This is a genomic window from Paenibacillus sp. FJAT-27812 (genome assembly GCF_001273905.1).
GTDB lineage: Bacteria > Bacillota > Bacilli > Paenibacillales > Paenibacillaceae > Pristimantibacillus.
This window is the reverse complement of the sequence record NZ_LIGH01000001.1, coordinates 4,515,386-4,528,784: the sequence shown is the minus strand read 5'-3', so window position 1 is coordinate 4,528,784 and position 13,399 is coordinate 4,515,386. Positions and strand designations below refer to the sequence as shown.

11 protein-coding genes are annotated in these 13,399 nt (G+C 50.6%); 1 reads left to right on the top strand and 10 read right to left on the bottom strand.

Going from position 1 to position 13,399, the window contains the following annotated elements; all coding sequences use genetic code 11:
* Nucleotides 1-41: 41 nt before the first annotated feature.
* From ADU23_RS18745 to ADU23_RS18705, 9 genes are all read right to left on the bottom strand, one after another.
* Complete coding sequence (locus ADU23_RS18745) at nt 42-1,364, bottom strand: extracellular solute-binding protein (RefSeq protein WP_053375122.1); 1,323 nt, start codon at nt 1,362-1,364, stop codon at nt 42-44.
* Nucleotides 1,365-1,665: 301 nt separating this feature from the next.
* A complete protein-coding gene (locus tag ADU23_RS18740; protein ID WP_053375121.1) occupies nt 1,666-2,901 on the bottom strand; it encodes an aminopeptidase in 1,236 nt (411 codons plus the stop codon).
* 242 nt (nt 2,902-3,143) lie between these two features.
* A complete protein-coding gene (locus ADU23_RS18735; RefSeq protein WP_053375120.1) occupies nt 3,144-4,409 on the bottom strand; it encodes a glucuronate isomerase in 1,266 nt (421 codons plus the stop codon).
* A gap of 148 nt (nt 4,410-4,557) precedes the next feature.
* Nucleotides 4,558-5,922 carry a nickel pincer cofactor biosynthesis protein LarC gene (gene larC / locus ADU23_RS18730; protein ID WP_053375119.1) on the bottom strand — a complete coding sequence of 455 codons (1,365 nt, stop codon included), beginning with the start codon at nt 5,920-5,922 and terminating at the stop codon, nt 4,558-4,560.
* Between the two features lies 1 nt (nt 5,923).
* Nucleotides 5,924-6,598: a nickel pincer cofactor biosynthesis protein LarB gene (gene larB, locus ADU23_RS18725; RefSeq protein WP_053375118.1), complete on the bottom strand. Its 675-nt coding sequence runs from the start codon at nt 6,596-6,598 to the stop codon at nt 5,924-5,926.
* Nucleotides 6,595-7,410, bottom strand: coding sequence for an ATP-dependent sacrificial sulfur transferase LarE (larE, locus tag ADU23_RS18720; protein WP_053375117.1), 816 nt, complete (start codon nt 7,408-7,410; stop codon nt 6,595-6,597). The genes larB and larE overlap by 4 nt, the downstream gene beginning before the upstream one ends.
* A gap of 26 nt (nt 7,411-7,436) precedes the next feature.
* Nucleotides 7,437-8,951 carry a gluconokinase gene (locus tag ADU23_RS18715; RefSeq protein WP_053375116.1) on the bottom strand — a complete coding sequence of 505 codons (1,515 nt, stop codon included), beginning with the start codon at nt 8,949-8,951 and terminating at the stop codon, nt 7,437-7,439.
* Nucleotides 8,948-10,225 carry a lactate racemase domain-containing protein gene (locus ADU23_RS18710; protein WP_053375115.1) on the bottom strand — a complete coding sequence of 426 codons (1,278 nt, stop codon included), beginning with the start codon at nt 10,223-10,225 and terminating at the stop codon, nt 8,948-8,950. The genes ADU23_RS18715 and ADU23_RS18710 overlap by 4 nt, the downstream gene beginning before the upstream one ends.
* Entirely contained in the window at nt 10,222-10,983 is a 762-nt protein-coding gene (locus tag ADU23_RS18705) for an SDR family oxidoreductase (protein WP_053375114.1), read from the bottom strand. Before ADU23_RS18705 ends, ADU23_RS18710 begins: the two co-directional genes overlap by 4 nt.
* A 169-nt stretch (nt 10,984-11,152) precedes the next feature.
* Here ADU23_RS18705 and ADU23_RS18700 point away from each other — a divergent pair, with 169 nt between their 5' ends.
* Complete coding sequence (locus tag ADU23_RS18700; protein WP_053375113.1) at nt 11,153-12,139, top strand: LacI family DNA-binding transcriptional regulator; 987 nt, start codon at nt 11,153-11,155, stop codon at nt 12,137-12,139.
* Between the two features lie 23 nt (nt 12,140-12,162).
* Here the strand turns inward: ADU23_RS18700 and ADU23_RS18695 are convergent, their stop codons facing one another.
* On the bottom strand, nt 12,163-13,383 hold the full coding sequence (locus tag ADU23_RS18695; protein ID WP_053375112.1) for a helix-turn-helix domain-containing protein: 1,221 nt from the start codon (nt 13,381-13,383) through the stop codon (nt 12,163-12,165).
* Nucleotides 13,384-13,399: the final 16 nt, after the last annotated feature.

The window sequence follows — 13,399 nt, the reverse complement described above, 5'->3', positions numbered from 1 at the left end:
GAACCGTTTAGGCTCCCTTAGTTTGTTTTTAAATTTGAAAATCAAGGATTGTTCATGTCAAAATTGCTTTTATGCTCGGCAGCGATGTCCTCAGGCTTAACCTTCTGGATGAACATACCTTGAAGCGCGTTTAAGTGATACTGCGTCGTGCTTGGATCAATCAAGTTGTCAAACGCGATCGTTCCGCCTTTTACCGATTTGATAATATCGAGAACATCAATTGCTGCTTTCGAGTAACCGGCTTTAACGAAGTCACCGTCAACGATTTGCGCAAGACCTACCGCGCCTTTCATTTCGAACATCTTTTTCGGATAGTTAGTCATGTAGTAAAGCAAAAATTGTTTGGATTCTTCCATATGCTTCGTGCTGGCAGAGATCACGTAACCTGAACCAGGCCCAAGCATAAATTCATTCGGATCGCCTTTGCCGTCTACCGTTGGGAACGGTTTCGCGGCAACTTTGTCCTGAATATCAGATCCTTCAATAGAAGCGGTTACCCATGAGCCCATATAATACATTGCTGCTTTGCCGGTCAGGAACAAATTCTCGCCTTGCTCGTAATCGAATGACGTAGCGCCTTCCTGGAATGCGCCTGCTTGGATAAGATCTTGCATTTTTTCAATCGCTTTCACGAATGCCGGGTCATCAAACGACTTTTTCTTGTCGATTACATCCTGCAAGAAGCTAGGTCCGCCAAGGCGAAGAACGATATTCATAAACAAGAACGATCCTGTCCACGGCTCTTTCTCACCGATTGTCATCGGGATGATCCCTTTAGCTTTAAGCTGTTTGGAAGCTTCTACGATCTCTTCGAAAGTAGTCGGAATCGCTACACCCGCTTTTTCGAACAGCTCCGTGTTGTAATACATGAGGCCAATATCGTTTGCCTCCGACAACCCGTACGTTTTACCATCAAACGTATAGTAATCGAGAATTCCTTTTTGGTAGGAGTCGCGCAAACCGTCTTTGTCTAAAATGTCGTCAAGCGGAGCAAGCTTGCCGCCATCTACATAAGGCTTCATTTGAGCGCCCGGATTTACTACGGTAACATCCGGCATGTCATTGGAAGCGGCTTGCGTTTTCAGCTTCAATTTTTGTTGGTCGCTGTTTAACGCATCAACATCGATTTTAATGTTTGGGTTAGCTTCTGTGTAATCCTTTACAATTTGACGAAGCGCTTTCAATTGAACGGAAGATTCATCGGCCGTATGAATTTGAAACTTTAGCGTGACCTCTTTTTTGGTGCTGCCCGCGTTCCCGTTAGTCGGGTTACTGCTCTCTTCCGTGGCTGCATTGTTGCCGCCGCAAGCTGCTAAGCTTACAGCTACTAATGCCATTACCATGACCAGAATTAATTTCTTCATCTTTTTATCCCCCAATTCTAAAATTTATAATGCGCTTTCCTATTTACAATTATCATGTAGTAAGGGCAGTAGACGTGATACGTTTTTTTTTGGTTTGATGTTAAATTTTTTTGGAATTGTTCCTTTTCATCGCAAATCAACGACTAAAGCATATAAGCAGGCTTGCATCAACAACTATAATCTGGATAAATTGTACCTTAATAAACAAAAAAACCTCCACGGAGAGCACAAGAAACCATCACTGGTTATCTTGTGTTCTTAGTGAAGGAGTAAACAAGCCATTCCACTTATTTAATGACAGCTAAATCGCCCAGTTGCCATTACGGAAGATGGGTTCGCGCGTGCCGTCCTGCGTTATGCCGTCAATATTCATGTCGGGAGAGCCGATCATAAAATCTTCATGCGTAAGGCTGCGGTTTGCACCGTGAGCGAGCAGCTCCTCAGGAGACATTTTCGTACCGCCAGCAAGGTTAACCGGATACGCCTGGCCTAGTGCAAGGTGGCAGGAGGCATTCTCATCATATAAGGTATTAATAAAAACCACGTTGGAATTGGATATAGGCGAGTCATCAGGGACAAGCGCGATTTCACCCAAATGCCTTGCGCCTTCATCCGTGTTAAGCAAATTAGAGAGCGCCTCATAACCTTGCTCCGCCGAATAATCGATTACTTTGCCATCCTTGAAGGTCAAGGAGAAGCCGTTAATCACTTGACCATTGTAATTTAAAGGCTTCGTGCTGCGAACGACGCCATTCACGCCCTCTCTATGCGGCATTGTGAATACTTCTTCTGTCGGCATGTTCGGATTAAAAAATACCCCTTTGGCATTCGCTTTTGCTCCGCCCAGCCAAATATGGCCTTCCGGCAGGTCTACGGTCAAGCTTGTGCCTGGCGCTTCATATTGCAATTGCTTGTAACGTTTGCCGTTAAGCAGCTCAACCATTTGGAGAAGCTTCGCGTTATGAGCTTTCCACGCTTGAACCGGATCTTCCAACCCGACGCGCGTAGCTTCCACAATCCGCTCCCACAGCTTCTGGACCGCTTCTTCCGTCGATACATCCGGAAATACTTTGGATGCCCATTCCGGCGTGGCATACGAGATAAGTGTCCATGCATTGGTATGGTTCATCAAAGCGCCGCGGTAGCCGCTCATCGCAGTAGATGCCGTCTTAGTCGCAGTCGCAACGCGTGCCGGGTCCACATCGTTCAGAAGGTCGGGGTTCGGGGAATAAACCGTAATAAACGCCGCGCCCTTGTCTACGAAATCCTCCCACGCCTTGGCACGCCAAATCGGGTATTCCGAGAAGGCTTCCTCTGGCGCTTGCTTGTATTTAATGCGGGAAAGCTCCTCATCGTTATATTCCACGTGTACGTTTTTGGCACCGGCTTCATAAGCCTTAGAGGCAATGAGCCGAACCAGCGGAGCCGCGGTAATCGGAGCCATAACGACAACCGTCTGCCCTTGCTGCACGTTGACGCCAACCTGAACAGCCAGCGCTGCGTAATTTTCTAATTGCTGATATGTAGGATATGTCATAGTCATTTTACCTCCAATAGTTTTATAAATGAACTTAGCCATTGCTTGCTTCTATTATAGTACTCCCATGCTCAATGCTCAAATGAAGGCAAATGAAAGAAAGAATGAAACATGGACAGCGCAGAGCATTGAGCATTTGGCCATTCGTTGGAGTGATAGATCTCCTCTATGAAAGAAAAGGCGATTCCCCGCCGACCCGGTAAGAATAGCCTTTTTTTGCTTCAATCTTCTTATTAATTCGGCTAGGTAATATCCTTGCCCAGAAAACGCCAGAAATTACGGTTTAGCAGATCATCCAAATCTCTTTTGATTTCCTCTTCGGTCACTTCCCACCCGCTGTGGTGCAGCTTCTCATATTTGTCCGCCAGCACGCTACCGATAATTTTCCGCGAATGCTCCCATTTATAGATCAGCTGCTCGAAGACACGGCAGTCGGAGTGCTGCGGAATGACCGAGGTGCCTAGAAGCTCAATGCGGAACCTCGTCATCTCCTCAACCATGGATTCGATATGCAAAAACCACCAGCATCCAAAGATCATCAAATTGCGGAATTTGCGGGCAAGCACCGTCAATTCATGCTGATTCTCTCTTGCCAGCATCGTAACAAGAAACTTTTGCTCCGGATAACGTCGGCATAACGCTTCCACGGCAGACACGTCCGACAGCATGCTCATATCGCCGGCTAATCCGAGCGCCGGGTTCACTCTTCTCCGAACGCCGATCATGAGCGCAAAAGGGATCTGCTGCTCTTGGCATACGGGAATCATGACCTCATCCATCATTTTGCTTCTATGATCCTCAGCGGGATACCTGAAATCACCCGGCATGGAGACCGCAAGGTAAAGAGCATCCATCCGAATGATCCATTCCGATAGAAAACGGCGCGTTTCCTCCTTTGTCCGCTCCGTCCATTCCGCCGTTACGTCAAATCCGAGCTTTTGCAGCTCGCTTACGGCGTGAGGCCAATCATTAAGTAGGGCATCCACCCGAAGCGCCGCAAAAAAACGAGGGTCCGACTTTCCTTGGCCGGACAACCAGATCGGCCGCTCTAAAGCGTCAAAAGGGTCGTTTGTCATGACGATTTTTTCAATTCCCGCAATCTGCATCACTGTATCAACCTGTTCATAAACGGAGCGATTCGCCAAGGCTTGACGGTAATCGTCCAGATTGCGAGAGGACACGTCGAATCCGAGCCGTTTCAAAATGGTAATGAAACCGCTGGCCGCCTCGCTTACCGGGGAATGGTCGATGAACAATTGCTTCCATATCCAATCCGCTTGCTCGCGCTTAGACATCGACCAGAAATGGCCGTATTCGTCCTCGGACCATCTGAATGATTCCGAAATCAAATAATGGTACGTCAGCAGATCATCAATGCCCCATAGCAGCAGCTCTCCAAATCCAGGCGAATATAAATGGGTATGCATATCCGTGACAGGCATGCTGTTAGCCAGTTTCTCTACCGTTACACGAAGATCTGCCAAGCTTATAACCGATTGTGTATTCATTATCATTTCCCCCTTATTAAGTTGATCCATTACTCGCAAGGATCGCATTATAACAACGTTGTTATAGATAGGCAAAAGAATAGCGCCCATTGGGTTGCGGGACGCACATGCGGCCAACAACCCATAAACACGCTTCGCTAGAGGCCTCTTAATCGTTTAAACGTTTATATACTTCGCGATATACCGTTTCAAGAGGTATTCCGGATGTACGGGCAGCTTGCGCCGCATCCTCAAATTCCGGAGATTGGCGAATGATCCTCTCGCCGTCGATAGCCTGCTTCACTCTGACTGAGCCGTACTCGGTTTCGACCGTAATCCATCTTCGCTCAAGCGCCTTGCGCTGCCACTCGCTGCGGCGCACGCCGAAGGTGGACGTCTCGGCAAGCAGCGTATCCTCGCAGCGATCGCTATCCGCTGGACGGCACAATACGCTGATGAGAACACCGGGACGATTTTTTTTCATGTATACCGGCGTATGGTAAACGTCGAGCGCCCCAGCCTCGAATAACCGCTCCATCGCATAACCAAGCGTCTCCCCCGTAGAATCGTCCACTTGGGCTTCGAGTACAACGATCGTCTCTTTGTTTTCTTTATGCTCCTGCCCGTACAAAACTGCGCGCAAAACGTTCGGATGTTCAAAATCCTTGGTTCCTGCCCCATAGCCAATCCGGTCAATCGTACCCGCGGGCAGCGGACCGAAGCTAGAGGCAAGCGCTTTGACGATTCCGGCTCCTGTCGGCGTCGTCAATTCACCTTTCGCCGTGAACGCCGATAACGGTACGCCACGAAGCAACTCCGCCGTCGCAGGAGCCGGAATCGGATACAAGCCATGTGCCATGCGGAGCTTGCCTGTTCCTGTCGGCACGGGAGAAACGATGATGCTGCCGGCATCGAGGCTCTCCAATGCTAAACATACGCCAATGACATCTAAAATAGAGTCCATCGCTCCTACTTCGTGAAAGTGCACGTCAGCCGGGTCCATGCCATGAATTTTGCCCTCCGCTTCGGCAATTAATTGAAAGATAGACAAGCTTCGCTCTTTAACGCGGTTCGGCAAGCTTGAATTTTCGATCATCCGCATAATATCGGAAGCTTTTCTGTGCTCATGGCTGTGAGCGTGACCATGCTGGTGATCATGGTCGTGGCTATGATCGTGTGCATGATGATGTTCATGATCGTGGCTATGACCGTGCGCATGATGGTGTTTATGATCATGGCTATGATCATGCGCATGATGGTGATCATGGTCGTGGCTATGGTCGTGGCTATGATCATGAGCATGGTGATGCCCATCAACGATATCCTCTTGCCCGCTGCTATCAAAGCTTAGCTTCAGCCATTTCGCTGTGATGCCCCTCCGATCCACCTTGACGAATTCCATCGTAAACGGATCGATCGGCAGCTTCGATAGATGGCTGATAATGTAGTTCGGGTCTGCGCCAAGGTCCACGAGCGCGGACAATGCCATATCCCCTGCGATGCCTGAAATGCAATCCAAATAAACCGTCCTCATGCTAAGTGCCCTCCGCTACCAATTGTAAAATCATCGCCGCCTGAAAACCTGCCCCAAAGCCGTTATCGATATTGACTACCGTTACCCCGGCTGCGCAGGAAGTCATCATGGCAAGAAGCGTCGTTATGCCTTGCAAATTCGCCCCGTATCCCACTGAGGTTGGCACGGCAATAACCGGCCTTCGCACGAGTCCTCCGACCACGCTTACCAAGGCGCCCTCCATGCCAGCGACTCCAATGACAACTGAAGCTTCCCTGATCCTGTCCTTCTGGCTGAGCAGCCGGTCGATGCCTGCAACGCCAACGTCATAAATGCGATCAACCTCGCAGCCCATCCACTCGGCAGTTCCCGCCGCTTCCTCCGCTACCGGAATATCGGATGTGCCTCCGGTCACGACGGCTACCTTACCTGGGAGCCTCCGCGCTGAGCGGCCTAACGAAATAAGGCGAGATGCTTCGTCATAATGCGCGTCTGGAAATTTAGCGACCACTCGCTCGCCCATTTCAGCCGTTGCCCGCGTCACAAGCGCCCTGCCATGGACTTCAACAAGCCGGGAGAAGATCGTTTCAACCTGGTCCGTTGTTTTGCCCTGTCCAAAAACGACCTCCGGATGTCCGGTTCGCTCGCTTCGCCCGATATCCAGCTTGCAAAAGCCTAAATCCTCAAACTCATTCATAGCGCCGCCCCTCCACGTTCAAGCACTTTGTTCATGCTGCCGCTGCGGTAACCGGATAGATCCATCGCCACATAAATAAAACCAAGCTCTTTCAACCGTTCTGAGATCGCTGACGAATGGCCGATCAACTGCTCCATCGCTTTGGGCTCGACTTCGATTCTGGCGATATCGCCATGGCTTCTTACCCTTACTTGGCCAAATCCGAGCGAACGGATATAGCGCTCGGCTTCTCCGACGCGGCCAAGCTTCTCGATGGTTATCGTCTCTCCGTATGCAATTCGCGAAGAAAGGCAAGCAAAGGACGGCTTATTCCAAGTGGCTAGCCCATGCTCGCGGGATAGGTCACGGATTTCTTCTTTATAAAGGCCCGCTTCCTGCAACGGGCCGCGCACGCCACGTTCCTTCGCTGCTTGAACCCCCGGCCTATGCTCATTCATGTCATCCGCGATCAGCCCATAGACGATATGGCGGTAAGCTCCGTCCTTGATGAACGGCTCCAAATGCTCGAACAGACTCTTTTTGCAAAAATAACAGCGGTTCGCATTATTCTCTTTGTAGCCCGGAATATTAAGTTCCGATGTCTCGATCACTCGGTGCGCTGCGCCAAGACTCTTCGCCAGCTGAATGGCTTCCTGAAGCTCTTCCGTCGGGTACGTTTCCGAGTCAGCCGTGACCGCTAAGACACGCTCGCTTCCGAGCGTTTTTATGGCGGCATCCAGCAGGAATGTGCTGTCGACGCCTCCGGAAAACGCGACCACGACAGATTCCATTTCCATTAGAATCGCTTGCAGCTTGTTAAATTTATCATGCATGGTCCTGCTCCCTCCTACTGCTCAACTCATCCAACAGACGTATGCTGAATCTTCGATATGTCCCTCATCGGTTCTTTCAATCGATCATATAAGCTTAAATATAGCGGAAGTAAACGTTGATATTGTTCATGGTTCGTTGCATTCGGTTCATAGACGCTTCCATCTTCGACCTTCCACCTGAGCAGCGGACCTTGGCAGCCTTCCATCGCGTAGAGTCCAAGCTGAGCGGCTCCAAGTCCCGAGCTTTCAACCGATACCGGCACTCTTACGGATACGCCCAGCATATCCGCCATCATTTGGCACCATATAGTTGAACGCGCAAATCCGCCTGAAGCCCGCACTTCCTTTGGCGCTTCTCCGGCTTGCTTCATTAAAGAAACAATCGCTGTCATTTGGAAAATAACGCCTTCCATTGCAGCACGGAGCATATCTGTCTCGTTATGCGAGAGGGTCAAACCGAACATGACGCCTTTCGCCTGCGCGTCCCAGAAGGGAGCCCTCTCACCCGATAAGAGCGGCAGAAAGAGCAATCCGTTAGCTCCCGCAGGCACAGCTGCTGCAAGGGGAAGCACCTCTTCAACGCTCTTGCCTGGGTAAAGGCGATCCGTAATCCACCTCGCAACGATAGCGCCATTATTGGAAGGCCCGCCTACAATCCAATGCTCCTCCGTCAGCGCGTAACAAAACAGCCGCCCTGCAGGATCGAAAGCAGGCTTGCTAACCGCTGTTCGCACCGCGCCGCTTGTGCCAATCGTAACCGCGAGCACGCCTTCGTCCACAGCCCCGATTCCGAGATTGGCAAGCACGCCGTCTTGTGCGCCGACAATGAATGCCGTACGCTCATTAAGCCCCATTCGCGCGGCCGCTTCCCGCCTCAATCCATCGATCCGTTCCGTCGTTGGAACTAATGTTGGCAGCTGTTCCTCGCGGATACCAGCCAGAAGCAGCGCTTCGCTATCCCATGTCAACGCTTCCAAGTTAAATAGGCCGGTTGCGCTTGCGATAGAATGATCCATAATGACAACCCCGAATAGCCTATTCAATATATATTCCTTTATGCCAACGAACCGATGTGCAGCGTAAAACAAACCCGGTCGCTCTTCCCTCATCCAAATCAGCTTGACGAGCGGCGACATCGGGTGGATCGGCGTTCCCGTCCGCAAGTATACCGGCAAGCCGGTGCCGTCGGCGAGCAGCCGCTCGGCTTGGGCAGCGGCGCGCAAATCTGCCCATGTAAGGCTTGGAGTAAGCGGGAGTCCGCCTTCATCCAGAAGAATCAAGCTGTGATTCGCTGAACTAAAGGTAACGCATACCACTTGCTCAGCCGAATATCCGCCTTTCTTCATGACGCTGGCTACACCGTCCAGCACAGCCTCGTAGATGACATCCGGTTCCTGCTCAGCATAACCCGGACTTGGCGTGTGCAGCGGATATTCAATCGATTCGCTGCCTTGAATGTTTCCTGCAAGGTCGACAGCCAGCGTCTTCGTGCTTGTCGTTCCGATATCAATGGCGATGACAATTGGGTTATCCGCATTCATTTTGGCAAATATCCTTCCTCGTCAAACGTCCAGTCGTATGGTCCTTCCAAAATTTCAATGCGCGGATTGCGTTTTGCCTCCTCAAGCAGCGCTACCGATATTTCAATCGTCCCAAGGTGAAGCGTATCTCGGATGCGAACCAGCTTGCAGGTTGTATAGTCCAAAATGTTGCAGGTTTTGATGCCCGCTTTAATGGCATCCCGGTCATTCGCAAGCGTCGTCGCTTGTTTGGTAGGCGCGCAGACCGTTGAGGTCAGCCCATTGGCATAAGTGCTCGGCCAATCCGTCTTGCTAACCAGCCGGCTCGTCGTGAAATCGGCCGTGCCTACTCCATTGGCATTTCCTTGCGACTCTGGCGTAAGGTCAAGAACGACCATCTTATTGACCTCAGGACCGCCATGCGCGTACGGCGTAGGGTATCTGCCTGTAATGTTCGGATCGGCTCCGTCTCCGCTAATGTTCTTGCCGATGTAATCGATCACAAGCACGTCGAGCTCGGTAAGAAGAATCTGGGGAAGCCGGCTTTTCGCTTCCACGAGCAGTTCCTTCTCCCTTTCCTCCATAATATCGGTGCCCAGAACCTCGATCCGGCAGATCTGGTCATAGGCGTTCTCCACAACCGCTACTCCGAATTTAATCGGAAGCTTCTCGATCATCACCTTTGCCATTGCTGGCACGTTCTCAGCCATATATTTAAAGCCAAGCTGGTGGCAGGCTTCCGCTCCCTTTTGCTTGCCAAGACCGATGGAGATCATCTTAAACATGCCGCTTTCAATCGTCCCGCGAAAAGCGGTATGCGGCTTAATGCGGTTAATGACGACGATTGCATCCGCCTCCGTCGCCGCGATTTTGTCACAATATACCGGCAAGCCGTTCGGCAAATGTTCCAGCAGGACAACTTCCATCGACGAACGAACGGGACAACCCATCCGCTGCTCGTCTATGCCAAGGTGTGCAAGCACCTCCGTCTGTCCTTCTGCTGTCGCTCCCCCATGGCTTCCCATGCACGGCACAATGAACGGCTCAGCGCCGATTCTCTTCAGCTCGTCGATCACCGTCTTGGTCAGCTCATCGATGCGGGAAATGCCCCGGCTGCCAACGGCGACCGCAACCTTGCTTCCGGTTATAATCCCGATCATCGAATCGGATGTTCGCAGCCGCTCGCTTAGATGTCCAATCGGATCCTCTAGAGTCGTGTCGTCAAATGATTGGCGAATCTTCACAAGCTTTGGAATCGGTATGTCCTGAACTAGCTGTGATAAAATATCGCTCATATGGTCATCGCTCCAAATCCGCCGTCTACCCGCAGAAAAGCGCCCGTTACAAACGACGATGCTTGCGGAGAGGCCAAGTATACAACCGATCCCTTAAGCTCCTCCGGCGAGCCGAACCGGTCCATCGGCGTATGCCGCATAATCGATTCAATTCGGTCCGGCGATAAAATCTTTTTGTTTTGCTCCGCAGGGAAGAAACCTGGAATAATAGCATTAACCCTTATGTTATGCGGAGCAAGTTCACGGGCCAGAAACTGCGTTACGCTGTTGACTCCCGCTTTTGAAGCCGAGTAAGTAAACACCCGGGATAGCGCAGGGGCGGATGATACCGATGAAATATTAATAATGGAGCCGCCGGTACCCTGTTCAACCATTCTTTTCCCAAAAACTTGGCTTGCCAGCACGACGCTCTTGAGGTTAACGTCCATAATCCGGTCCCATTCATCCATTTCGAGTTCAAAAAACGGTGTCGAGCTGTTCGTGCCGGAGGCATTCACCAGCGTATCCACGCGTCCTCCCCATTCCAATACTTGGCCCAGCACGGATTCCAGCTCATCCTTTTTAGTCGCATCGGCTTGGAAGGATGTTGCTGTACCGCCGCTTTGCTCGATTTGCTTGCAAACCAATGCGGCCTTCTCCATATCCCGGCCAACGACAGCCACCTTTGATCCCGCTTCGGCAAGCGCACCTGCCATGGCGCTTCCCAGCACGCCATTTCCGCCGATCACGACTGATACGGTATCCTGTAAATTAAACATCAGCGAATCACTCCCACTCCAAATTAACAACGTTGTTATTTTCATCATAGCCGAATCTTTCTTAGCTGTCTATACGAAAAACATACCGCTTTCATTTGCAAAATAGGTGTTCTGTGATAAAGTGAACGACATAAAAGAGTCAGGTAGATGTGCCTTCCGGAGGGAATCCATGGTAACCATTAAAGATATTGCAGACCGCGCTGGCGTCAGCTTCTCCACTGTCTCGAAGGCGCTAAGAGACAGCCCGCTCGTCCAGCACAAAACAAAGCAGCATATTCTTGCCATCGCCAAAGAAATGGGCTATCAGCCCAACATTGCCGCACGGAGCCTCGTCTCCAGAAAAAGCGGGGCAATTGGCGTCGTATGGCCGTCGATCGAACGCGCCGCGCTTTCCTCCCTGATTACCAAAATTAATGAGCAGCTCGAGATGCAGGGCTATGTCACCTTGCTATCGATCAGCAATTTAGAATCGGCCGTCGAAATCTTCCGCAGATATCAAGTCGATGCCATCCTTGTCTTCGGAGACCAAGATAGCTTTTCCAGCTTCAACCAGCTTAATCCGCTGCAAATCCCCATTCTCACCTATGGCGCAGCCGGATACACGCCTTATTCAGCGGTTGACGTTAACCGGGGCCAAGCCGTTCGCCTAGCCGTTCGCCATTTGGCGGGACTCGGCCACACTAATATCGCTTATATCGGGGAACCGCAGTCGCATGATCCTTTGCAGACGGTCAAGATCGAAGCTTTCCGGGAGGAGATGGACGCTCTAGGTCTCCCCGCCGCGCACGAAGCCGTGCTTTTGATGAACGGACTAGAATTTCACGACGGCTACATGGCCGCGCGAACCATGCTGGAGAGATCGCCGCGCCCAACGGCTGTAATCAGCGGCGGCGTCGATTTGACCCGCGGCATCCTTCGGGCAATCGGCGAGCACGGGCTTTCCGTTCCGCAGGATTTATCCGTCGTCAGCTATGACAACCTGCCGCAGATGGAGGACCTCGGCGTCCCGATGACCGTAGTTGGCGTTGCCATCGCTACGATAACCTCGGTGATCGCCGCAACCATTCTTGAACTTATAGATCAACCGGAATCGCTCAAAACCGTTTACCTAGAGCCCGAGCTTGTCGTTCGCTCTTCTACATCCAAGATGAATTAATTTCTTTTCGTTATTACTAGCGATCACATCGTATTTCGGTAAACGGTCGGCGTCATGCCTTCCAGCCTTTTGAATATTCGTGCAAAATAACCGGCATCTTCAAAGCCGACATACCCGGCAATCCGGTCGATCGAGGCGCTGCCCTCTTTGAGAAGGAGCTTAGCCTCGTCTATCCGCATCCGGTTTTGAAAATCAGTAAGCGTCATTCCAGTTTCCTTTTTGAATTGCCTCGACAAATGCGCAGGATGCACAAGGCAATGCTCTGCCAGCCGTTTCAGATTCAGCGGTTTGCTGAAGTAGATCCGAATCTGTTGCGCTGCTTTCTGCACGACTTGCGAATACCCTGAAACGGCCTTGTTTTTCACTAAATCGCAATATTCATCCTGCATCACCTCACGAAGAGTATTAAGCGAATTAATGCTCTCCGTACGCTCGATTTGCTTTGAAAATTTCTCGGAGATGTGATGAAGGAAAAACGGATGAACCTTCCCTCTCTCCGCTGCCATTCGTAAAATCGTATTAAATACGATGAGCATGTTTTTCATCGCCCTGATCGGCTGATTCGGAAATCTGGAAGAAAAATCGAACCAATTTTTGCTCTGTGACATCGTTTCTTTTAATTTTTGTTTATCGCCATTTTCGACCGCTTGCATAATTTCCTTCTCCAGCTCGTATTTGACCTCCATTAATTTCGAATCATGCTCATCCGGCTGCTGCAAAATATGCAGCAGTTCTTTCCGCTCTAACCGATCCGAAACCTCGTCTTGCAAGTCAACGCAGTCATAGGGAGCCTGACGGACCATGCCCGCGTGTTCCAGCAAGTTGACGGCGCTCTGAATTCTGGAGCTGCTGAACAGTTTTAAGCCGCGCATAAAATCCTGCATGATATTTCGCTTATATGGCTCTGTATGGAAGATTGAATCGATTTTATTCAGATCCGGCATTTGCATGAGAAAAGGCCCCAATACCCAAATACTCGCCTCATCCCCTTCGATCGCGATCATTTTTGATAAATAAGACAGTCCCATCTCATTGGTATACAAACAGCTTCGGCTGCCCTCCTGCTTTGTTTGCCTGCTTAGCAATAAGAAATCTTTAAGCTGCATCGCAAATAAAAAATCCGGAATCAAATCACGTTCATGCGCTAACCGCACAGTCCCATCCTTCGCTAAAATGGTCGTATTCGTATCGATCAAATGATAAATCGTTTGGCTTGCCGATGTCAGTAGTACATGCTGCACCATTGTTCACCATCCCTCC

Excerpts from the sequence above, each read along its gene's own strand:
- ADU23_RS18705 (WP_053375114.1), bottom strand. The coding sequence starts at position 10,983 with ATGTTTAATTTACAGGATACCGTATCAGTCGTGATCGGCGGAAATGGC.
- larE (WP_053375117.1), bottom strand. The coding sequence starts at position 7,410 with ATGCATGATAAATTTAACAAGCTGCAAGCGATTCTAATGGAAATGGAA.
- ADU23_RS18695 (WP_053375112.1), bottom strand. The coding sequence starts at position 13,383 with ATGGTGCAGCATGTACTACTGACATCGGCAAGCCAAACGATTTATCAT.
- ADU23_RS18715 (WP_053375116.1), bottom strand. The coding sequence starts at position 8,951 with ATGAATGCGGATAACCCAATTGTCATCGCCATTGATATCGGAACGACA.
- larC (WP_053375119.1), bottom strand. The coding sequence starts at position 5,922 with ATGAGGACGGTTTATTTGGATTGCATTTCAGGCATCGCAGGGGATATG.
- ADU23_RS18745 (WP_053375122.1), bottom strand. The coding sequence starts at position 1,364 with ATGAAGAAATTAATTCTGGTCATGGTAATGGCATTAGTAGCTGTAAGC.
- ADU23_RS18700 (WP_053375113.1), top strand. The coding sequence starts at position 11,153 with ATGGTAACCATTAAAGATATTGCAGACCGCGCTGGCGTCAGCTTCTCC.
- ADU23_RS18740 (WP_053375121.1), bottom strand. The coding sequence starts at position 2,901 with ATGACATATCCTACATATCAGCAATTAGAAAATTACGCAGCGCTGGCT.
- ADU23_RS18735 (WP_053375120.1), bottom strand. The coding sequence starts at position 4,409 with ATGAATACACAATCGGTTATAAGCTTGGCAGATCTTCGTGTAACGGTA.
- larB (WP_053375118.1), bottom strand. The coding sequence starts at position 6,598 with ATGAATGAGTTTGAGGATTTAGGCTTTTGCAAGCTGGATATCGGGCGA.
- ADU23_RS18710 (WP_053375115.1), bottom strand. The coding sequence starts at position 10,225 with ATGAGCGATATTTTATCACAGCTAGTTCAGGACATACCGATTCCAAAG.